Genomic DNA, 20348 nt, shown 5'->3' on the forward strand with positions numbered 1-20348 from the left:
CCGCCACCGGGCTGCCGAGCCGCGCTTGACGCGGCCCTGGCCCCGCCAGCATAAGGTCCGCCGTCGCAACAGGGGCCGGTTTAGCTCAGTTGGTAGAGCGCCAGTTTTGTAAACTGGATGTCGCGGGTTCGAATCCTGCAACCGGCACCATCCTGCTTCGCGCGATGCGCTTCGCAGGACCTGTCACGCGAAGCGAGCCCCGCAAAGCCTCGGCAAAGCATGCGTCAGCCGGCCCCGAGAGCGGCCGAGATCCGATAGACGACGAAGGCCGCCAGATAGGCCAGGGCGAACATGTAGACGACCATCACCCACATCCATTTCCACGAGTTGAGCTCGCGCTTGACCACGCCCAGCGTCGCCACGCATTGCGGTGCGAAGACGTACCAGGCGAGGAAGGCCAGCCCCGCCCCCAGCGGCCACTGCGCGGCCAACGTGGCCCCCAGCAGGCTGGTGGCGCTCTCGGCGTCGGCGACGGCGTAGACGGTGCCCAGCGCCGCCACGGCCACCTCCCGAGCGGCCATGCCGGGCACCAGGGCGATGACCATCTGCCAGTTGAAGCCGATGGGCGCGAAGATCGGCTCCAACGCGTGGCCGATCATGCCGGCGAAACTGTAGTCGATGGCCGGCTCGGTGGCGCCCTCTGGCGGATAAGGGAAGGTCGCCAGCGCCCAGACGATGATCATCAACGGCAGGATGATCCGCGCGGCCCGCTCGAGGAAAATGCGCGCCCGGAGCCACAGGTTGAACAGGACGCTCTTCCAGTCCGGCGTCTTGTATGCGGGCAATTCCATCATGAAGGGCTCGACCGCGCCGCGCCAGAACACCTTGCGGATGATGAAGGAGACGATCAGGGCGCTGACGATGCCGGCGGCATACAAGCCGAACATCACCAGCCCCTGCAGGCTGGCGAAGCCCCACACCTGCTGGTTCGGGATGAAGGCGGAGATGATCAGGGTGTAGACAGGAATCCGCGCCGAACAGGTCATGAGCGGGGCGACCATGATGGTGGCCAGCCGGTCGCGCTTCGAGTCGATCACCCGCGCCGCCATCACGCCGGGGATGGCGCAGGCGAAGCTGGACAGCAGGGGGATGAAGGCGCGCCCGTGCAGGCCGGCTCCGCCCATGATCCGGTCCATCAGGAAGGCCGCGCGGGCCATGTAGCCGAAGTCTTCCAGCAGGATGATGAACAGGAACAGGATGACGATCTGGGGCAGGAAAACCAGCACGCCGCCCACGCCCGAGATCACCCCGTCGACGATCAGGCTCTGGAAAATTCCGTCCGGCACGACCGCGGCCACACCGGCGCCGACCGCCGTCAGCAGCCCCTCGATCCCGTCCATCAGCGGCGTCGCCCAGGCGAACACCGCCTGAAACATCACGAACAGCAGGGCCAGCAGGATCACCAGCCCTCCGACCGGATGCAGCAGCACCGAGTCGATCCGGCCGGTCAAGGTGTCCGGGCGTTCGGGCGGACGGACGCAGGCCTTCATGACCCGCTCGGCCTCTCGCGCCGCCCCGCGCAGGGCGGCGGCGTCGGGGGCGCTCCAGACGCTGGCGGGGCTGGCGAAGGGGGCGGCGTCGAGGGCGGCGGAGACGGCCGTCGTCAGCTCCTCGATGCCCCGGCGCCGCGTCGCGACGGTGGTGACGATCGGCACGCCCAGTTCGGCGGCCAGCCGGTCGAGATCGATCCGCAGGCCTTGCCGCTGGGCAATGTCGTACATGTTGACCGCCAGCACCATGGGCCGCCCGACGGCCTTCAGCTCCAGCACCAGCCTCAGGACGAGCCTCAGGTTGGTGGCGTCGGCGACGCAGACGATGATGTCGGGCGCCGTCTCTCCCGCCAACCGTCCCAGGACGGCGTCGCGGGTCACCTCCTCGTCGGGGCTGCGGGCGCGCAACGAATAGGTGCCGGGCAGGTCGAGCACCGACAGCGTCCGGCCGTCGGTCGAGCGGATCAGGCCCTCCTTCCGCTCGACGGTCACGCCGGCGTAGTTGGCGACCTTCTGGTGAGCGCCCGTCAGGGCGTTGAACAGCGCTGTCTTGCCGCTGTTCGGGTTGCCGACCAGGGCGACGCGCGCGCTTCGCACCGCCATGTCCATCAGGCGGCGGCTTCTTCAGCGACCATAAGGGCGGCGGCCGCCGCGGCGGGCTCCAGACGGACGGTCAGCCGCGCGGCCTCGTGGCGGCGCAGAGCCACGCGCATGTCGTCGACCTTCATGGCGATGGGATCGCGCCCAATCAGCCCCTCGTGCAGCAGCTCGATTCGGGCGCCCTCGACGAAGCCGAGTTCGAGCAGACGGCGCTCGACCTCAAGGGCATGCTCGTCGCCGGCTTCTCCGCCGCCGACCTGAACGATCACGCCGCGATCGCCGCGCCGGGCCTCGCTGAGTTTCTGGGTGTGGGACATCAGGCTCTGGAACCGGAGGCGCGGCCAGTCGCGCCTGTTGACACTGATTATCAGGTGCGACTGCGATCCGTCCAGTGGCGCAAGGTCGCGCCCGGTTGCGGACCGGCCGGGCTGGGGTATCAAGGGCCGTCACTGGAGCCGCCCGATGATCCGCCCCGCTTTGCTCGCCTGCGCCCTCGTCCTGTCCGCCTGTGGCGACGACTCCGGGTCGGAGAAGGCCGCTTCGACGCCGACGCAGGCGGCTCCGACGCCCGCCGAGAAAGCAGCCCTGCTCGCCGCCCTGCCCGCCCCTTATAACGCCGCCGATCTGGAGAACGGCCGTCGCGTCTTCGCCCGGTGCAGGTCGTGCCACACGATCACCGAGGGCGGGCCCAACATGACGGGGCCCAACCTGCACGGCGTGTTCGGGCGCGAGGCCGGCACAGCGGCCAAGTACAACTATTCGACGGCTGTCCGGGAAGCCGACTTCGTCTGGGACGCCGCGCGACTCGACGACTGGCTGGAGAACCCGCGCACCTTCCTGAAGGGCACGAAGATGAGCTTCGCCGGCATTCCAGACGAGACCGACCGCCGCGACGTCATCGCCTTCCTGAAGGTGGAGACCGGCTACGCGCCGCCCTCCGGCTCCTGACGGCTATTCCGCCGCCGCCGGGACAGCGTCGTTGGCGGTGGCCTCGGTGGCTTCCCACTCCTCGATCTTGCGGGCGGTGTATTCCGGCGACTTGGTGAACCGCGCCAGCACGCCATAGATGATCGGCACCACGAACAGGGTCAGCACCGTGGCGAACATGGCCCCGGCGAAGATAACCACGCCGATGGTCTGGCGGCTGCCCGCCCCCGCGCCCTGCCAGAGCACCAACGGCAAGGCGCCGAAGGCGGTGGCGATGGAGGTCATGATGATCGGGCGCAGGCGCAGGGTCGACGCCTCGACGATAGCCTCGTGGATCGAGCGTCCCTGATCGCGCAGCTGGTTCGCGAACTCGACGATCAGGATGCCGTTCTTGGCCGCCACGCCGATCAGGATGATCAGCCCGATCTGGCTGTAGATGTTCAGGCTGGAGCCGGCCATAAGCAGGCCGAACAGCCCGCCGGCCGCCGCGAGAGGCACGGTCAGCATGATCACCGCCGGGGTGATCCAGCTTTCGAACTGCGCCGCCAGCACCAGGAAGACGAGCAGCAGCGCCAGACCGAACGCCGCCGCGACGGCGCCGCCGGCTTCCTGCTGGTCGCGCGCCGCGCCGCCCCACTGGGTCGTGACCACGCCTTCAGGCTGTCGTTGGGCGACCTGGGTCATGAATTCCGTCGCGTCAACCAGGGTCGTCCCAGGGTTCAGATCCGCCGAGATCGAGATCGCGCGTTGACGGTCGAGTCGCCGCCGGTCGGGCGTGTCGCCGGATGTCTGCGTCGTCACCACGGCGGACAAAGGCACCAGCTGACCACTGCCGGTCGAGACATAGAGCGACTCGAGGTCGGCGACGGTGCGGCGCTCGTCCCGCTCCGTCTGCAGGATGACGTCGTACTCCTGCCCGCCCCGAAGGTAGGTTGTGGCGCGACGCGAGCCGAACATGGTCTCGAGCGTGCGCCCGATGCTCTGGGCCGAGACCCCCAGCGCCGCGGCCTTCTCGGGGTCGACGTCGACCAGGAGGCGCGGCGCGTTGGGTTCGTAGTTCAGGCGGGGCCGGGAGAAGCCGGGGTTCTCCAGCGCCGCCGCCAGCACCGGCTGCAGCCAGTTGTAGATGTCCTCGTACTCGGCGCCGGTGACGACCATCTCGATGGAGTTGGAGTTGCCCCCGCCCCGCTGGAAGGCGCCGGGAACCGAGGCATTGACCTGGGCGTCCGTCTGGCCGCGCAGCTTGCCGTTCAGCTCCTGCGCGATTTCGTCGGCGGCTCGGTCGCGTTCCGCCCAGTCGGCGAGGATCAGGCTGCCGTTGCCGGAGTTGAAGCTGCCGCCGCCGAAGCCGGGCGCGGAGATCAGATAGCTGTCCGCTTCCCCGCTGGCCTTGTACTCCGCCAGGATCGGCTCAATGCCCATCATGATCCGGCGGGTGTAGTCGAAACCGGCGCCTTCCGGCCCCTGCACGCGGATCTGCACGCGCCCGCGGTCTTCTTCCGGCACCAGTTCGCTCGGCAGGGCGAAGAACATGACGGCCGCGCCGGCGCCGACGGCGAGCACCAGCCCCGCAACTCCGACCACGGCGATCCGCTTGCCCAGCATCGCCTGCAGCGAGTTCTGATAGGATTTGCGGAGCGCGTCCATGCCCCGGTCGACGTTGCGCGCGACCCACCCGCCGCTCGTCGCTGGACGAAGGATCCGCGACGCCAGCATCGGCGAGAGCGTCAGCGCCAGGAAGGCCGAGAAGGCTACGGCCGCGGCGATGGCCGCCGCCAGTTCCACGAACAGCCGGCCGACGTAGCCCGGCAGGAACAGCAACGGCGCGAACACCGCCAGCAGCACCACCGTGGTGGCGACGACGGCGAAGAACACCTGCCGGGCGCCGCGCTCGGCGGCCACCAGCGGCGGCTCGCCGTGATCGAGACGGCGCTGGATGTTCTCGGTCACCACGATGGCGTCGTCGACGACGAGGCCGATGGCCAGCACCAGCGCGAGGAGGGTCAGCAGGTTCAGCGAAAACCCGAGGGGCGCGAGCACGATGAAGGTCGACAGCAGACAGATCGGCGCCACCACCGAGGGAATGAACGCCGCCCTCAGGCTGCCCAGGAAGATGAAATTGACCAGCGCCACCAGCGCCAGGGAGATGCCGATGGTGATCCAGACCTCGTCAATGGCGTGCGAGGTGAAGACCGAGTTGTCGGACCCGACGACCAGCTCCGTGCCTTGCGGCAAGCTGGGGCGAATTTCCTCGATCGCCTGCTCGACGCCCTCGGAAATGGCGAGGTCGTTCGACTGCGCCTGACGGGTGATCGCGAGACCGATCTGGTCCTGTCCGTTGCCGCGGAACAGACGGCGGTCCTCGGCGGGCGCTTCCACGACGCGGGCGATGTCGCCAAGGCGCGTGACGTAGCTGGTCTGGCCCTGGATGGCGCCCGAGGCGCCGCTGGGCAGGGCTGTGGCGCTGCTGGCCGAAGCCCCGGCGGTCGTCGCGCCGGATGACGAGCCCCGCGTGCCGATCGGCAGCTGACGGAAGTCCTCGGCGCGCGCGTAGGTGCGCGCGACCCGGACGGTGTAGTCCTTCTCGCCCGACTCCAGCTGGCCCGCGGGCAGCTCGACGTTCTGGGTGGTCAGAGCGGTCTCGACATCGTTCACGGTCAGCCCGCGCGCCGCCAGAGCCGCCGCGTCGAGCCAGATGCGCATGGCGTAGCGTTGCTCGCCGTAGATCTGCACCTGGGCGACGCCCGGCACCGTTGCGAGGCGGTCGATCAGGTAGCGGTCGGCGTAGTCCGTCAGCTCGAGTCGGTTCATCGCCGTCGAGCGAAGGAACAGGATCATGATCGGCTGGCTGTCGGTGTCGGCCTTGGCCACCTCCGGCGGCTGGGCCTGATCCGGCAAGCGACCGACGACGCGGGAAACCCGGTCGCGCACGTCGTTCGCCGCGTCGTCGATGTTGCGGTCCAGCGAGAACTCGATCGAGACGTTCGAGCGGCCGTCGCGGCTGGAGGAGTTGATCCGCTCGACGCCCTGGATGCCGGCGATCTGCTGCTCGATCGGCTCGGTGATCCGGCTCTCGATGACCTCGGCCGAGGCTCCGGCGTAGCTGGTGCTAACCGAAACGATGGGCGGATCGACGTCAGGCAGTTCCCGAACGGGCAGGAAGAAGAAGGCCGCGGCCCCGATCACGCACAGGACGATGGCCGCCACCGCCGCGAAGACGGGGCGGCGGACGGCGATGTCGGACAGCATCATTGCGCGGCGGCCTTCGCTGGCGCCGCGCCGCGGGCCGGCTGACGGGCTTGTCCGCCCGTCTGCCCCGGTCGGCCCTGACCGGACCCGGCCACGCGCACCGGCGCGCCCGGCTGGATGCGGTTCAGGCCCGACCCCACGATGCGGTCGCCCGCATCGAGGCCCGACAGGATTTCCACGAACCCGCCCTCAACCGCGCCGGTCTCGACCTCGACTCGCTGGGCCGTCGAGCCGCTTTCGCCCTTAGCGATGCGATAGACGAAGGCGCCGTCGCCCTCGTACTGAACCGCGGCTTCCGGCGCGGCTGCGGAGGTCCGCTGGCCTTGCTGAACGGCGACTCGCACAGCCATGCCGGGCCGGATGCGGCCGCCAGGGTTGGGGATTTCCGCCCGCGCGGTCACGGCCCGGGTTTGCTCGTTGATGCGCGTGTCGATCAGGGCGATGCGGCCGTTGAAGGTCTCGTCGCCATAGGCGTCGATGGTCGCGCTGATCGGCGTCCCCGTTCGCAGCACGCCGAGATAGCGTTCGGGAATCGGGAAATCGACGCGCACCACATCGATGTCGTCCAGGGTCGTGATGATTCCGCCCGGGCTCACCAGCGTCCCGGCCGTGACCGAACTCAGGCCCAGCACGCCGCCGAAGGGCGCCCGGATCAGCCGGTCTCCCCGGCGCGCCTGTGCAGCGTTCAGCGAAGCGCGCGCGGTGGCCAGGCCCGTTTCCGCATCCTCGGCGGTGACGCGGGGAGCGATGCCCCGGTCGGCCAAGGTCTTGTAGCGATCGTACTGCCGCTGGGCCTGCGCCACCTGGGCGCGGGCCTCGATGATGCCGGCGTCTTCTTCGCGCGCCTGAAGTTCGACCAGCGGGGCGCCGGCCGCGACTCTCTGACCGTCGCTGAACAGCACGCGGGTGATCAGCTCGCTGGTGGAGGAGGTGATGTTCACGGAGCGACGCCCCCGCGCCACGCCCAGCACCCGTATCTCGTCAGTGAACGGCCGCGCCGTCACGACGGCCTCGGAAACGGTCTGCCCACGCCCGCCGCCGGGGCCCCCGCGTCCGCCCGGACCGCCGCCCGCCTTCTCGTCGCCCGCAAACGCCATCCTGAGAATGACCGCCAGCACCATCAGGCCCAGCAGCGCGGCGGCGGCGACGAGGAAGAAGTGGCGTTTGATCACGCGGAGGCTCTCTGGCGATGGAACGAGCCGACTTAGCGCCTGAGGCCGTCGACGCAACAGAAGTTCGTGTAACGGAGTCTGTTCCGGTTTCCGTCGCGACGCCGCGCGCCGTGTTGTCGCAGTCAGAACCGCCGCCAGACGGCGATCACCGGACCGTGTCCGGCAGGGGTGTCGCGGCCGGTCGCGGCGCGGCGCCACCCTGCCTGAAGGCTCCAGTCCCCCAAGTCGCGCACGATCGAACTCTCGACCGACAGCCACCGTGCCCCGCCGTCGTCGGCCTGTCCGCCGTACGCTTGCACGAGGATCATCCAATCGGTCGCGAACCGCGCGCCGGCGGCGGCGTCGATCCGCGTCTCGTCGGGCAGCCCCTGACGCATGCGACGCGCCGCCTGCAGTTCCACAAACGAGGCCGAGTGCCGCAACCGTCCGCCGGAGCCGCCGAACGAGCGGCCGGCAGAGGCGCGGATTTCCCAGTCATGCTCGCCCTGCCCCGGCGCCGCGTAACCTGCGTTGCGGCCCTCGCCGCCATCGGCGTAGCCGCCGTAGAGGCTGACGGCGGTCCGGTCGTCGCGCCAGACCTGCCAGGTCGCGCCGATCTCGAGCGGTCCGCGCCCTTCGTAGTCTACGAACGCGTCTTCGCCCGCCTGCCAGTCGCCTTTGAGCTGCAACGTGATGCGTTGGGTCAGGCCATACTCCGCGAACACGGCCAGCGCGGTGTCGCGCCGCGGCTCCGGCAGGTCAGCGAGCACGCCGGCGGGGCCGAAGCCCTGGTCGGCGCGGATGTCCTCGTACTTGACGATTATCTGGGCGCCCCCGGCGGGCTGCACCCAGGGTCGGCCTCGACCGTGCCTGAACCGAGCAGGGCCGCGCATCCGAAAAGCAGCCCCCCGGCCGTCTTCACTGGTCGTAGCCGGGAGACCTTCGATCCAGCATTCGCAGGGCTCCCGGCCAGGCGAGGGCGGAGATGAAGCCGATGCCGCGGCCCTGCTCCTTCGTCTCGGCCTGGGCGGCGTCCGGCGCGAACAGGACGTGCTCGCGCCCGCCGGAAAGGGCCGCGACCTGTTGCGCGCACGCCCGCTCTAGGAAGAACATGCCGATCCACGCCTGCGCCGCCGTCTGACCGACCGCCAGCGTGCCGTGATTGCGCAACAGCATCAGGGGCTTGTCGCCCAGATCCGCCACCAGCCGTTCGCGCTCGTCGTGGTTCAGGGCCAGCCCTTCATAGCCGTGATAAGCGACCTGATGCTGCAGCAGGCAGGCGTTCTGGCCGATGGGCAGCAGCCCCTCCTGCTGCGCCGCCACACCGACGCCGGCGACCGTGTGCAGGTGGATGACGAAATGCGCGTCTTCCCTCGCCCCGTGGATCGCCGAGTGGATGGTGAAGCCGGCCGGGTTGATGAAGCTGGTCGTGTCCTGAACGATGTTCCCGTCCAGATCGACCTTCACGAGGCAGGACGCCGTCATCTCCTCGAAATACCACCCGTATGGGTTGATCAGGAAGTGGTGCTCAGGACCTGGAACGCGGGCCGAGATGTGGGTGAAAATCATGTCGTCCCACCCGTGCAGCGCGACCAGCCGATACAGGGCCGCCAGCTCCACGCGGGCCGTCCACTCGGCCTCCGAGACCCGGGACTTCAAGGAAGGTGTCGCGCCGTCGGCCATGCTCTTGTCCTCGCTGGGCGCACACGCTCGCGCTGTACGGGCGCGGCGTCAAGATTCAGCTTCCGTTAACCGCGTCTTAGGCCCGCGCTTTCTACCCTCCGCCCGTCGAGTCGCCGTCGACCTGCCGGAGATGTCCGTGGTCCTCGTTCAACTGGTTCCCGCCGCCCAGTCGCAGACGGGAGCTCCGGTCCCCGCCGACCTGTTGGCGCTGGCCCGCAACAGCAGCCCCGAGGCGCGTCAACGACTGCTCCTTGGCGTGCTGGCTCTGTGCGACGCCAGTCCTCCGGCCGGCGAGTTGTCACCCATTCTCGGAGAGATATTCCTCACCCTCGCCCGTCAGGCGGAGCGTGAGGTCCGCAAGGTCCTGGCTGAGAAGTTGGCGACCGCCGACTGGGCCCCGGCGGCTTTGGTCAACGTCCTCGCGCTGGACGAAATCGAGATCGCGCGGCCTGTGCTGGCCGCCAGCCCGATTCTCAAGGACGACGATCTGCTGAGGGTGATGATCGAGGCGTCGCTGGAGCATCAGATCGCCATCGCCCGGCGCCCGCACATCAGCGGTCGGGTCGCGGACGCGGTGATCGATCGCGGGGAGCCGGCCGTGCTCACGGCGCTGGCGACCAACCGGACGGCCGAACTCAGCGTCGACGGCGTGCGCAGGCTGGTCGAGCACTCGCGCCGCATCGCCGCCCTACGCGCCCCGCTGACGCGCCATCCCCGCCTGACGGAGGCCTTGGCGGAACAGCTTTACCAGTGGGTCGGCGCGGCCCTGCGCCAGACCCTTACGGCCCGCTTCAACGTCGACGAGAAGGCGTTCGGAGCCGCCGTTTACGACGCGGTCGCGGGCGTGATGCGGCCGGCGGAGGCCGACGAGGCGTCGCAGGACGACCCCGAGCGGGACGAGATGGAACGCAGGCTCATCGACAAACTTCAGGCGGCGGGGCAACTGCGCCCCGGCTTCCTCGTCCGCGCCGTGCGCGAAAGGCGCCTGAGTTTGTTCGTCCACGGCGTCTCGACCCTGGGCGGCTTCGCCACCACGGATGTTCGCGAGGCGCTGGCCGCTCCGACCCCCGAGGCGCTGTATTACGCCTGCGCGGCCGTGGGTATAGACCGCGCCGTCTTCCCGACGCTACTGACGGAGCTGCGCAGGCTCAACCACAACCTCCCGGGCGACAGGGGCGATCCCGTGTGGCAACGCGGGTCGCTGTCCGAGGCGTCGGCCGCGCGCGCGTTCCGCGCCCTCCACACCGGTGCACAGCCGGACATGCAAACGGCCATTTGACTTCACTGCCCGGCTCGGCTTGCGTGTCCAGGTGACAGACCCCGCCGCCACCGACCTGCGCATCGCCTTCGTGGCCTCTGACCGGCCTGAGGCCCAGGCCGCCCGCACCCGTCTGTCGTCTCTCTACGGCTCCGTGCTTCCTGAGGAGGCCGAGGTGATCGTCGCCCTGGGCGGCGACGGCTTCATGCTCGAGACGCTGCACACCGTCATGGAGCGGAGCATTCCGGTGTTCGGCATGAACCGCGGCTCCGTCGGCTTCCTGATGAACGACTACGCCGAAGACGATCTGCTCGACCGGCTGACGGGCGCCGGACGGGCGGTAATTCATCCGCTGCAGATGGACGCCTGGACCGAGGCGGGCGCCGTCCACAGCGGTCTGGCGATCAACGAGGTCTCGCTGCTGCGCCAGACGCGACAGAGCGCCAAACTGAAGATCAGCGTTGACGGGCGGGTGCGGCTGGAGGAGTTGTCCTGCGATGGGTGCCTGCTGGCCACCGCGGCGGGCTCCACGGCCTACAACCTGTCCGCCCACGGCCCGATCATCCCGCTCGAGTCCCGCGTACTGGCCCTAACGCCAATCAGCGCCTTCCGGCCCCGCCGCTGGCGCGGGGCGTTGCTTCCCCATGAGGCCAAGGTCTGCTTCGAAGTGCTGGAGGCGGACAAGAGACCCGTCAGCGCCACCGCAGACAGCTTCGAGGTGCGGCGGGTCGCCCGCGTCGAGGTTCGTGAGCGCCGGGACATCGCCCTTACGATGCTGTTCGACGCCGGCCGGTCGTTCGAGGAGCGGGTTCTGGCCGAGCAATTCGCCTCCTGAACCCATGCACCGTTTTTTAGGAAGGTGACGGCACACTCCAGCGTCCATTCTCAGGAGTCAGCCGTGAGCAACCCGGCACAGGTCATCCGCCCGCCCAACACGCTTCGCATGAAGGTCGGCGGCGGGTTCGGCGGAATCGACGCCAGCGCCATCGCTAGGGCGGAAGAGGCGTTGAAGGCCATGTCGTCCCAGTTCGGCCAATGGCTGCAGGACGAGATCGTCAAGCTGGACAAGGCCCAGGCCGACATCCGGACGCAGGGCTACAACGCCCAGACGGCCGAAGCCCTGTATTTCCGCGCGCACGACCTGAAAGGTCTGGGCTCGACCTACCAGTATCCGTTGGTGACGCGGCTGGCGGGCTCGCTGTGCAAGATGATGGACGACCCGGCCAAACGGCTGGAGGCGCCCCTGATCCTGCTCGACGCCCACGTCGACGCCATCAAGGCGGTGGTGCGGGACCAGATCCAGACCGACGACCATCCGGTCGGCAAGGCGCTTGCGGAGACCCTTGAGGCGCAGGTCGCGCAACACCGGGCCTGATCTTCGGATCCTGATCTGAGGCCCCGCCGCTGCTCCGGCGGGTCTGGTCCTGTCAGGCGGCGGCGCTGACTCCCGCCCGTGCGGGCAGCGGATCGTGGTCGAGCCGCTCCATGAGATAGGCCAGGTCCTCGCGCGGGGCGTTCGGCCGCTGCGTGAGGAACCGCTCCAGCATCAGCCGGCGGAAGTCGTCGGTAGAGGTGTCCGCTCCCTCGGCCTGAAGCTGGCGCCAGGTGTCCACCCCCGCGCGGAAGGCCTGGAACAGCCTCGGCGGCAGGCCGGCGCGGTCATAAATCGCCTTCAGCCCCAGCGGTCCGGCATCGTGGATCATTAGCGAGGCGCGAGAGACGGGCGTGCCGGCCAGCTCCGCCATGCCGTGCTCGAACAGACCCATTTGACCGCGGGCCAGCGCCCGCAGCAGCAGCGACGGCGTCAGGGCTCGACGCGCGTTCAGCGTCGCGGCGAACTGGGCGAGGTCGGCCTGCCCCGAAGCCTGATCGACCAGATCGACGGTCGCCCGCTCCCGGGCGAAGCCGGCCAGGCGGATCGCCACCTCGGGCGCGACGGCGTGGCGGGTGACCAAATGCTCGCGCACCGCGTCGGACGCTACTTCAACGAGTCGCTCGGTGACGGAAAGCGGCAGAACCTGGCGGTAGGCGATCGCGGCGATGACGTCGGGCGAGGCGCCGAACCGGTCGACACAGACGCCCAGCGCCGCTTCGGCGACGTCCGCGTTGTCGTTCGCCGCCAGCGCGCGCACGGCCTGTTCGCAGCCGACCTCGGCCACGGCGTCGGCCACGTCGCGGCCGACGCGCGGGCGACCGGCCACGGCGACCTGCCGAACCGCTGAACCGGCGCGCACGATTTCGATCAGATCCTCGTCGGTGAACGCGGGCGAGAAGTTGATGATCGGCAGGGCCACGCTGTCGACATCCGCCGCCAGCTTGCGGGCCACGTCGCGCGGAAGCAGGTCAGACGCCTTGAGCGTCACGGCCATGGCGCGCCGCACCAGCTCGGCGGCGTCCTGAGCCAGCATCCGGAGGATTTTCTGGGCCGCGTCGCGGTCGGCCTCGCTCAGTTCGGCCCTGTCCATGCTGCGGCAAAGTTTGTGCGTCGCCGCCGCGCGCTCATCCTCGTCCGGGGCCTTGATCAGCCGATGGATGTCGATCTCTGTCAGGCGGGCGCGATAGGCGGTCATGTCAGTATCCAGGGTCTCGCGGGGCACCTTGGCCCCGCATCCCTAACGGGCGGTTTACCATGGGCGGATTCGCCTAGATTCGCTTGGCCTCTCCCGGACCGAAGGCGCCGCCGAAGCCGCCGCCCTTGCCGTCCCCGTCCTGACCCAGCAGCAAGGCGAGCAGGCTCTGATCCTGCTTCAGTCGGTCCAGCCGCGCGGCCAGCGCCTTGTCCCGTTCGCTGAGGTCCGGCGCGGCCGGGCTCGAGGGCGACCCGGATCCCGCCGCGGGCGCCCCCTCGCCCGCGCTGCGCTGCAGATTGGCATGAACTTCCGCGACCGTGGCCGGACGTCCGTCGCGGTAGAAGATCGAGCGGTTGGCGGCGGCGGCCTCCGGGAAGATGGCGGCGGCGCTGGCGCCCGGCCGCCGGTCCATGGCGTCCATCAGCTGGGCCGCGCCCGCGGGTCCCAGGAAATGGGCGGCGTAGAGATCGCCGGCGCCCGGCTCACGTCCGGACCGACCCCGCAGGTAGGCGGCATTGGACGCCGTCAACTCGGCCGCCATGGTCGAGGCGGCCTGCGGATCGAAGCGCAAATCCAGCACGACGTTGCGGGCCGATCCCTCGACGCGCCAGCGGCCGTCGCCGCCGCGATAGATCAGGTCCGCATACTGGCCGTACCCGTGCTTGGCGCCGTGAGCCTTCACGGTGCCGAGCCATGTCTGCTCGATAAACTGGAACAGGCCAGCCGCAGAAGATGTGCGCGCCTTGGCCGATGGGTTCATCGCGCTTTCGCGTCGGGCGGTGCGCACCAGAAAGTCCGCGTCCACGCCGGTCGCGTTCGAGGCGCGCCGGATGGCCGCTTCGACTCCTCCAGACGATGGAATCGCTCCGAGGTTCATACCCATCAGGCTGTGGTCTCGTGGTTAATCAAACCCTAACGCGGCATTTCAGCCACGGGGATAACCCCGGTCTTTTTCGAACGCAGCGCCGCCGCAAACTTGCCGCGACGCAAGCGCTCAACTTGGCCGTGGGACGCTGTGGGGACGGCGAGACAGGGAGTGACGGCCATGATGATCAAGACCGCGGGCGGCCCGGGAATGGTGCACCCGATCGACTTCAACGAGCGGCGGCGGCCCCGCTTTTCCAAGGCGACATGGATCGCGACGGGAGCCGTGCTGGCGTTCCACGCGGCGCTGGGCGCGGCGCTCTACTACCAGCGTTTCGAGCTGCCTGCTGCGGTCGAGCGGCCCCAGCCGCCGGTCGTGGACATCGAGTTCGTGCGGCCGAAACCGCCCGAGCCGGTCAAGACCATCGAGACTCCGCCTGCACCCAATCCACCGCTCAACAAAACCCCGATCCCGCTCGCGCCGACCGAAACGCTTGCGGCGGTTCCGACAGACAAGCCGACCGGCGACACGACGGTCCTGACCTTCGACAAGCCGGTGGAGGCGCCGCAACCCGACAGCACGGCGCGCGAGCCAGCACCGACGCCTGTCCCGCCCGTCATCCGCTACCCGACCTGGGATCGGCAGCCGACACCCGAGCAGATGATGCGGGCCTACCCACCGCGGGCCCAGACGGCGGGCGTGTCCGGTTCGGCCTCGCTGAACTGTCTCGTCCTGCCCAACGGCTCGGTGACCGACTGCAACGTGACGCGGGAGACGTCCGGCGGCTACGGGTTCGGACGGGCCGCCCAGTCGCTGTCGCGATACTTCCGCATCAATCCGCGGACGGTCGACGGAGCGGCGGAGGGGTCGCGCGTGGCCATCAGTCTGCGCTTCACCCTGCCGGAAGACTGATCAGACGAACCTGAGCGGGTCGAGGGCCGCCGCCTCCGCTGCGGGCGGCTGGCCCTCGACGCCGTCGGCGACGACCCGGGCGACCAGCGGTCCGAGAAGCCAGCCGTTGCGCCGCGGCGCCAGGGCCAGATGCAGGCCGGGCTCGCCTGAAGGACCGGCCAGCGGCAATCCGTCCGAGGTCGCCCCCCTCACGCCGACGCGGGTCGGTCCGACCGAGGCCGAGGCTCCCAGGAGGGCCAATCCCACACGGGCCTGCGCCTCGGCTTCCGCGGCGTCGGGGGTGAGGTCCCGCCGGCCCGGTTCCATGGTGGCTCCGATCACGACGCCGGTCTCCGCCGGAGCCGCATAGACGCCCTCGGCCCTGACCACGCGAGGGAGGCTGACCCCGGTGACGGGCGTGAGCTGTCCCCGGATGGGCGTGATCGCGTCTACAAGCGCGGCGACCGGCGACGGCAGGCCCGCTATCGCCGGCTCGGCCCCCGTCGCCAGCACCAGCGCCGGCGCGAACCACACCCGCCCGTCCTCGGCCGCGACTCGCCAGCGCCGGCCCTCGCCGGACACGGCGGCCGCACGGCCTCGGATGATCGAGACCCCGGAGGCGCGGCGCAGCGCCGCCAGGGCAGGCCCAACTTCAACCCGCCAGTCGTCGGACGTGGTCAGGCCGCCAGCGCTCGCCGTCGCCGCGAAGCCGAGTGCCCTCAGCCGCCGGATCGCTTCGTCCGCGTCCTCGCCCCGCCATTCCGCGCCTTCGCGATAAAGGCGCAGGCCGAACGCCTCGGCGAAATCCGGCCACAGGTCGCGGGCGCGCTTCAGCAGCGCCGCCCGCTCCGGCCCGACGTCTTCAAGGAGAGATTCAAGCGCCGGCGCGATCATCCCGGCCGCCACGGAGGAGGCGTTTGCTCCACCGGGATCGAGCACGGTGACGGAATGGCCGCGCGCGCCCAACTCCGCAGCCGTGCAGAGGCCGAGCACGCCGGCGCCGATCACGATCACATCGGGAGAAAAAGCCACGGGCGACCTGATCGGCCGCCCGCAGCGCTTTTGCAAGGCGCTAACGCGAACGACGCGGTCGTTCGCTGCTTGAGCGGGTTCGCAAGCGCTACTCGGCGGCCATGGCCGCGGCGCGCTCGGCGTCGATGCGCGCGGTCAGGGCCGCGTGCTGCGCCCACAGGGCCGCAGGAAGCCGGTCGCCGAACTGGGCGTAGAACTCCGGGATCAGCGACGCCTCCTCGGCCCAGACGTCCGCATCGACGTCCAGCAGGGTCGAGAGATCGTCGTCCGACAGGCTCAGGCCCGACAGGTCCAGCGCCTCGCGAGTCGGCACGCGTCCGACTGGCGTGTCCACGGCCTCCGCCTCGCCGTCCAGACGCTCCGCGATCCACTTCAGCACCCGGGCGTTGTCGCCGAAGCCCGGCCAGACGAATTTGCCGTCCTCGTTCTTGCGGAACCAGTTGACGAAATAGAGCCGCGGCAGCTTCTCGGCGTCGGTCTTGCCGCCCATGGCCAGCCAGTGGGCGAAGTAGTCGCCCATGTTGTAGCCGCAGAAGGGCAGCATCGCGAACGGATCGCGGCGCAGGGTACCGATGGCGTTCTCCGCGGCGGCGGTGCCTTCCGAGGCCACCGACGAGCCCATGAACACGCCGTGCTCCCAGTCGAACGCCTCCGTCACCAGGGGCACGGCCGAGGCGCGGCGGCCGCCGAACAGGATGGCGTCGATCGGCACGCCCCTGGGGTCCTCCCACTCGGGCGCGATGGTCGGGCACTGGCTGGCCGGAGCGGCGAAGCGGGCGTTGGGATGGGCGGCCGGCTCGCCGGACGCGGGATCGTGCGGCTGGCCCTTCCAGTTGGTCAGGCCGGCGGGGGCTTCCTTGGTCAGACCTTCCCACCACACGTCGCCATCGGCGGTCAGGGCGGTGTTGGTGAAGACGGTGTTGGTGGCCAGCGTCTCCAGCGCGTTGGCGTTGGTGTTGCGGCTGGTGCCCGGGGCTACGCCGAAGAACCCGGCTTCGGGGTTGACCGCATACAGGCGGCCGTCGTCGCCGAAGCGCATCCAGGCGATGTCGTCGCCGACCGTCTCTGCCTTCCAGCCGGGGATCGCCGGCTGCAGCATGGCCAGGTTGGTCTTGCCGCAGGCCGACGGGAAGGCGGCGGCGACGTATTTGGCGCGGCCCTTCGGATCCGTCAGCTTGAGGATCAGCATGTGCTCGGCCAGCCAGCCCCCGTCGCGGGCCATGACCGAAGCGATGCGCAGGGCGTAGCATTTCTTGCCCAGCAGGGCGTTGCCGCCGTAGCCCGAGCCGTAGGACCAGATTTCCCGCGTCTCGGGATAGTGGACGATCCACTTGTCCTCGTTGCACGGCCACGGCGCGTCTTCGGCGCCCTCCGCCAGCGGGGCCCCAAGGGTGTGCACGGCGGGCACGTAGTCGCCGTCGTCGCCCAGCACGTCCAGCGCCGCCTGGCCCATGCGGGTCATGATGCCCATCGACACGGCGACATAGCCGCTGTCCGTGATCTCGACGCCGAGGGCGCTGATCTTCGAGCCCAGCGGACCCATTGAGAACGGCACGACATACATGGTGCGGCCGGCCATGCAGCCGTCGAACAGGCCGTTCAACCGGGTGCGCATCTCGACGGGGTCGGCCCAGTTGTTGGTCGGGCCGGCGTCGATCTCGTTGGCCGAGCAGATGAAGGTGCGGCTCTCGACCCGCGCCACGTCCTTGGGATCCGAGGCGGCGTAGTAGCAGCCGGGACGCTTCGCCTGATCCAGTTCCTTCAGCGTGCCCTTGCCGATCAGATCGGCGACGATGGCGGCCTTCTCGGCCTCTGACCCGTCGCACCAGTGCACACGGGCGGGCTTGGTCAGCGCCGCGATCTGCTCGACCCAGGCGATGAGGCCGACGTGGTTGGTCGGGGCCGGGTGAAGGCCGGGGGCGGGATGGGTCACGCGAACTCTCCTGAACGAGGCCCGGCGATCTTGAGCCGCCGTGGCGCATTTCCGCTGCGTCGATCACGCAATGTTTCAACTGGAATGACACCGAAGCGGACGCGGCGTCAACCGATGCACGTTTCAACCTCTCGCGAGCGGAACGTCCGGGCGCGACTGCATATTTCCATTCGCGGCGAGCGTCACGGCAGGCTATCGGATCGGTCATGCACACCATGGACACGCTGACGGAAGCGCCGGCCGGGGCTCGCAGTTCACCCGCCGCCGCCCGCAACACGGGGCCGATTCTGGAGGTGCTGAAGGCGCACCTGCCGGGCCGGGGCCCGGTGCTGGAGGTGGCCTCGGGCACGGGCCAGCACGCCGTCGCCTTCGCCGCCGCCCTTCCTGGCCTCGACTGGACGCCGAGCGATCCGTCGGCGGACGCCCGCGCCAGCATCGACGCGTGGGCCGCGGAGTTGAAGCCGTCGAACCTCGCCCCGGCCCTTGCCCTTGACGTGCTGGACTTTGGCAGCTGGCCGGCCGGGCCGTTTCAGGCGGTCGTCTGCATCAACATGATCCACATCAGCCCGTGGGCGGCGACCGACGCCGTGATGGCGCTGGCGGGGCAGACGCTGGCGCCGGGCGGGTTGCTGGCCCTCTACGGACCGTTCCGCGAGCCGGATGTGCCGCTGGCGCCGTCCAACGGCGCTTTCGATGACAGCCTGAAGAGCCGCGACGCGGACTGGGGCCTGAGGGACCGCGACGCCGTCGTCGCGGCGGCGAAACTTCAGGGACTGGCCCTCACACGCCGCATCGAGATGCCGGCGAACAACATCATGCTGCTGTTCCGGCGCGTCTAGGCCGCTTGCGTCGCGCTCGTCGAGGTGGGACGGCAGCACCAACAGTCGGAGGCTTTCATGAAACACCTCGTCCTCGCCCTGGCGCTGATCGCCGCGCCGGTCGCGGCCCAGACGCCGGCGCCCGCGCCTGCGGCGCCCGCAGCGCCGGCCCCGCCCTATGGCGCGCCGATCGGGCTGGAGGCGGCGCAGGCCCTGATCGACCGCGCGGTCGAAGCGGCGTCTGCGCGCGGCTTCCGCATGGCATTCGCCGTGGTCGAGCCGTCGGGCTCGCTGGTCGCCTTCGCGCGGATGGACGACGTCCAGTACGGCTCCATCGGGGTGGCGCAGGCCAAGGCGCGGTCCGCCGCCCTGTTCCGCGGCGCCACGGCGGCGGCAGAGGCACGGGTGCTGGCGGGACGGACCGTCAGCCTCGCCATCGAGGGGCTGGTCCCGGTGGCGGGCGGCGTGCCCATCGTGGTGGACGGCCGGATCGTCGGGGCCATCGGCGTCTCGGGGGCCAGTTCGGCCGAGGACGACGAGATCGCCCGCGCGGCGCTGGGCCGCTAGTCCCTTGGCGTTTTCCCGCACCTATGACGGACCTGAGCCGGTCCGGATCAACAAATGGCTGGGCCAGACGGGCGTCTGCTCGCGCCGCGAGGCCGACGCCCTGATCGCCGACGGGCTGGTCTCGGTCGACGGGCAGGTGGTCGCCGACGCCGGACGCAAGCTGGAGCCCGGCCAGACCCTTACCCTGAACGACCGCGCCACCGAGGCTCTCGCCGAGGGGGTGACCATCGTGATGCACAAGCCGATGGGCTACGTCTCGGGCCAGCCGGAGCCGAACAAGCTGCCCGCGGTTCGGCTGGTCACCGACAACAACCGCGTCGGCGACGGCCTGACGCCCGCGGACGAGGTGTCCCTGCCCCCGATCGGCCGGTTGGACGAGGATTCGCGCGGCCTGCTGCTGCTGTCGTCGGATGGAGTCGTGGCCAAGGCGGTGATCGGGCCGCAGTCGGACCTCGACAAGGAATACCTGGTCCGGGTGACAGGCGACATCACCGAGAAGAAGCTCAAGATCCTGCGGCACGGCCTGATGCTGGACGGACGTCAGCTGAAGCCGGCCTGGGTCAGCCGGATGGAGTCCTTCCGGCTGAAGTTCATCCTGCGCGAAGGCCGCAACCGTCAGATCCGGCGCATGTGCGAGATGGTCGATCTGGAGGTCGTCGACCTGATCCGGGTGCGGATCGGCCCGCTGAAGCTGGACAACCTGCCGGAGGGCAAGTGGCGGATGCTGACGGCGGAAGAGCGGGCGGCGCTGGTCGGTCAGGGTCGGGAGTAGCGGGCGCCCCGCGGAAAACCGGAGGCTTTCGGCGTTATCGGAAATCAAAGGACGGGACAGCCCGGCCGGGCCCCCGATGGGCCGGCGAGGCGGAGGATTCACGGCTGTCAAAGACCGGCCCCGGGGGGACAGGTCCATCATGCACGGGCAGGCGTCAGAGCCGGTCGCAGGACGGCGTGAGCGGCCCTTCCCCGACGCGCCGCCAGGCTCGGGAGTGCTGGATGGGGGCGCGAAGGGTCGGGAGTATCGGGGTCGAGAGTGTCGGTTCAGTGACCGGCGGTCAGCATCCACACGGCCATGGGGATCATCATCAGGTTCTCGGTCAGGGACACGAACCCCAGCGGCACGTTCGACGACCCGCCGACGCAGGCGCATTTGAGCTCCCGCTTGTCGACGTAAACCGCCTTGAACACCGACACGGCTCCGATCCCGCCGATGAACAGGGCCACCGGCGCCGACAGCCAGGTCAGGACGCCGGCCAGCATCAGCACCCCGGCCCCCATCTCGGCGAAGGGATAGATGTAGCCGTACGGCACCCAGCG

Annotated in this window: 19 protein-coding genes and 1 tRNA gene; 9 read left to right on the top strand and 11 right to left on the bottom strand. The window is 69.8% G+C overall.

Translation table 11 applies throughout. From position 1 onward, the window contains the following. Positions 1-74 precede the first annotated feature (74 nt). Positions 75-150, top strand: a tRNA-Thr gene (locus VGB60_RS01120). Between the two features lie 74 nt (positions 151-224). On the opposite strand, the gene feoB is transcribed toward VGB60_RS01120, so the two are convergent. Continuing rightward, complete coding sequence (gene feoB / locus VGB60_RS01125; RefSeq protein WP_331036447.1) at positions 225-2099, bottom strand: ferrous iron transporter B; 1875 nt, start codon at positions 2097-2099, stop codon at positions 225-227. After that, complete coding sequence (locus VGB60_RS01130) at positions 2099-2407, bottom strand: FeoA family protein (RefSeq protein ID WP_331036448.1); 309 nt, start codon at positions 2405-2407, stop codon at positions 2099-2101. The genes feoB and VGB60_RS01130 overlap by 1 nt, the downstream gene beginning before the upstream one ends. 145 nt (positions 2408-2552) lie before the next feature. Here VGB60_RS01130 and VGB60_RS01135 point away from each other — a divergent pair, with 145 nt between their 5' ends. Beyond that, positions 2553-3038: a cytochrome c family protein gene (locus VGB60_RS01135; RefSeq protein ID WP_331036449.1), complete on the top strand. Its 486-nt coding sequence runs from the start codon at positions 2553-2555 to the stop codon at positions 3036-3038. A 3-nt stretch (positions 3039-3041) separates the two neighbouring features. Here VGB60_RS01135 and VGB60_RS01140 read toward each other — a convergent pair whose 3' ends face one another. The 4 genes from VGB60_RS01140 to VGB60_RS01155 all read right to left on the bottom strand — a co-directional run bounded on the left by VGB60_RS01140 (position 3042) and on the right by VGB60_RS01155 (position 9100). Continuing rightward, the gene (locus tag VGB60_RS01140; RefSeq protein ID WP_331036465.1) at positions 3042-6266 is read right to left on the bottom strand and encodes an efflux RND transporter permease subunit; all 3225 of its coding nucleotides are present in this window, start codon (positions 6264-6266) and stop codon (positions 3042-3044) included. After that, positions 6266-7438: an efflux RND transporter periplasmic adaptor subunit gene (locus VGB60_RS01145; protein ID WP_331036450.1), complete on the bottom strand. Its 1173-nt coding sequence runs from the start codon at positions 7436-7438 to the stop codon at positions 6266-6268. The genes VGB60_RS01140 and VGB60_RS01145 overlap by 1 nt, the downstream gene beginning before the upstream one ends. 122 nt (positions 7439-7560) lie before the next feature. Continuing rightward, positions 7561-8265, bottom strand: coding sequence for a hypothetical protein (locus tag VGB60_RS01150; RefSeq protein ID WP_331036451.1), 705 nt, complete (start codon positions 8263-8265; stop codon positions 7561-7563). 70 nt (positions 8266-8335) lie between these two features. Then, positions 8336-9100: a class II aldolase/adducin family protein gene (locus VGB60_RS01155; protein WP_331036452.1), complete on the bottom strand. Its 765-nt coding sequence runs from the start codon at positions 9098-9100 to the stop codon at positions 8336-8338. A 136-nt stretch (positions 9101-9236) separates the two neighbouring features. Here VGB60_RS01155 and VGB60_RS01160 point away from each other — a divergent pair, with 136 nt between their 5' ends. From VGB60_RS01160 to VGB60_RS01170, 3 genes are all read left to right on the top strand, one after another. After that, positions 9237-10379: a DUF2336 domain-containing protein gene (locus VGB60_RS01160; protein ID WP_331036453.1), complete on the top strand. Its 1143-nt coding sequence runs from the start codon at positions 9237-9239 to the stop codon at positions 10377-10379. Positions 10380-10410: 31 nt separating this feature from the next. Continuing rightward, positions 10411-11193: an NAD kinase gene (locus VGB60_RS01165; protein ID WP_331036454.1), complete on the top strand. Its 783-nt coding sequence runs from the start codon at positions 10411-10413 to the stop codon at positions 11191-11193. Positions 11194-11256: 63 nt separating this feature from the next. Continuing rightward, on the top strand, positions 11257-11733 hold the full coding sequence (locus tag VGB60_RS01170; protein WP_331036455.1) for an Hpt domain-containing protein: 477 nt from the start codon (positions 11257-11259) through the stop codon (positions 11731-11733). A 52-nt stretch (positions 11734-11785) separates the two neighbouring features. Here VGB60_RS01170 and VGB60_RS01175 read toward each other — a convergent pair whose 3' ends face one another. Both VGB60_RS01175 and VGB60_RS01180 read right to left on the bottom strand, forming a co-directional pair. Beyond that, positions 11786-12928, bottom strand: coding sequence for a DUF2336 domain-containing protein (locus tag VGB60_RS01175; RefSeq protein WP_331036456.1), 1143 nt, complete (start codon positions 12926-12928; stop codon positions 11786-11788). Between the two features lie 73 nt (positions 12929-13001). After that, complete coding sequence (locus VGB60_RS01180; protein ID WP_414644450.1) at positions 13002-13805, bottom strand: transglycosylase SLT domain-containing protein; 804 nt, start codon at positions 13803-13805, stop codon at positions 13002-13004. Between the two features lie 168 nt (positions 13806-13973). Between VGB60_RS01180 and VGB60_RS01185 the strand changes: the two genes are divergently transcribed. Next, positions 13974-14705, top strand: coding sequence for a TonB family protein (locus VGB60_RS01185; protein WP_331036458.1), 732 nt, complete (start codon positions 13974-13976; stop codon positions 14703-14705). On the opposite strand, the gene VGB60_RS01190 is transcribed toward VGB60_RS01185, so the two are convergent. Together VGB60_RS01190 and VGB60_RS01195 are read right to left on the bottom strand one after the other, a co-directional pair. Next, positions 14706-15716, bottom strand: coding sequence for an FAD-dependent oxidoreductase (locus tag VGB60_RS01190; RefSeq protein WP_331036459.1), 1011 nt, complete (start codon positions 15714-15716; stop codon positions 14706-14708). Positions 15717-15804: 88 nt separating this feature from the next. Next, the gene (locus tag VGB60_RS01195; RefSeq protein WP_331036460.1) at positions 15805-17649 is read right to left on the bottom strand and encodes a phosphoenolpyruvate carboxykinase (GTP); all 1845 of its coding nucleotides are present in this window, start codon (positions 17647-17649) and stop codon (positions 15805-15807) included. A 206-nt stretch (positions 17650-17855) separates the two neighbouring features. Between VGB60_RS01195 and VGB60_RS01200 the strand changes: the two genes are divergently transcribed. From VGB60_RS01200 to VGB60_RS01210, 3 genes are read left to right on the top strand one after another with little or no spacing between them, the layout of a single operon-like run. Further along, positions 17856-18488: a DUF938 domain-containing protein gene (locus VGB60_RS01200; RefSeq protein WP_331036461.1), complete on the top strand. Its 633-nt coding sequence runs from the start codon at positions 17856-17858 to the stop codon at positions 18486-18488. A 57-nt stretch (positions 18489-18545) separates the two neighbouring features. Next, positions 18546-19034 (top strand): heme-binding protein, encoded by a 489-nt coding sequence (locus VGB60_RS01205; protein ID WP_331036462.1) that lies wholly within the window; start codon positions 18546-18548, stop codon positions 19032-19034. Positions 19035-19038: 4 nt separating this feature from the next. Next, positions 19039-19806: a pseudouridine synthase gene (locus tag VGB60_RS01210; RefSeq protein WP_331036463.1), complete on the top strand. Its 768-nt coding sequence runs from the start codon at positions 19039-19041 to the stop codon at positions 19804-19806. 266 nt (positions 19807-20072) lie between these two features. Here the strand turns inward: VGB60_RS01210 and VGB60_RS01215 are convergent. Continuing rightward, positions 20073-20348 (bottom strand): MauE/DoxX family redox-associated membrane protein (locus tag VGB60_RS01215; RefSeq protein WP_331036464.1); only part of this gene is annotated, 276 nt, incomplete at its 5' end.

The organism is Brevundimonas sp. (genome assembly GCF_036399195.1).
Taxonomy (GTDB): Bacteria; Pseudomonadota; Alphaproteobacteria; order Caulobacterales; family Caulobacteraceae; genus Brevundimonas.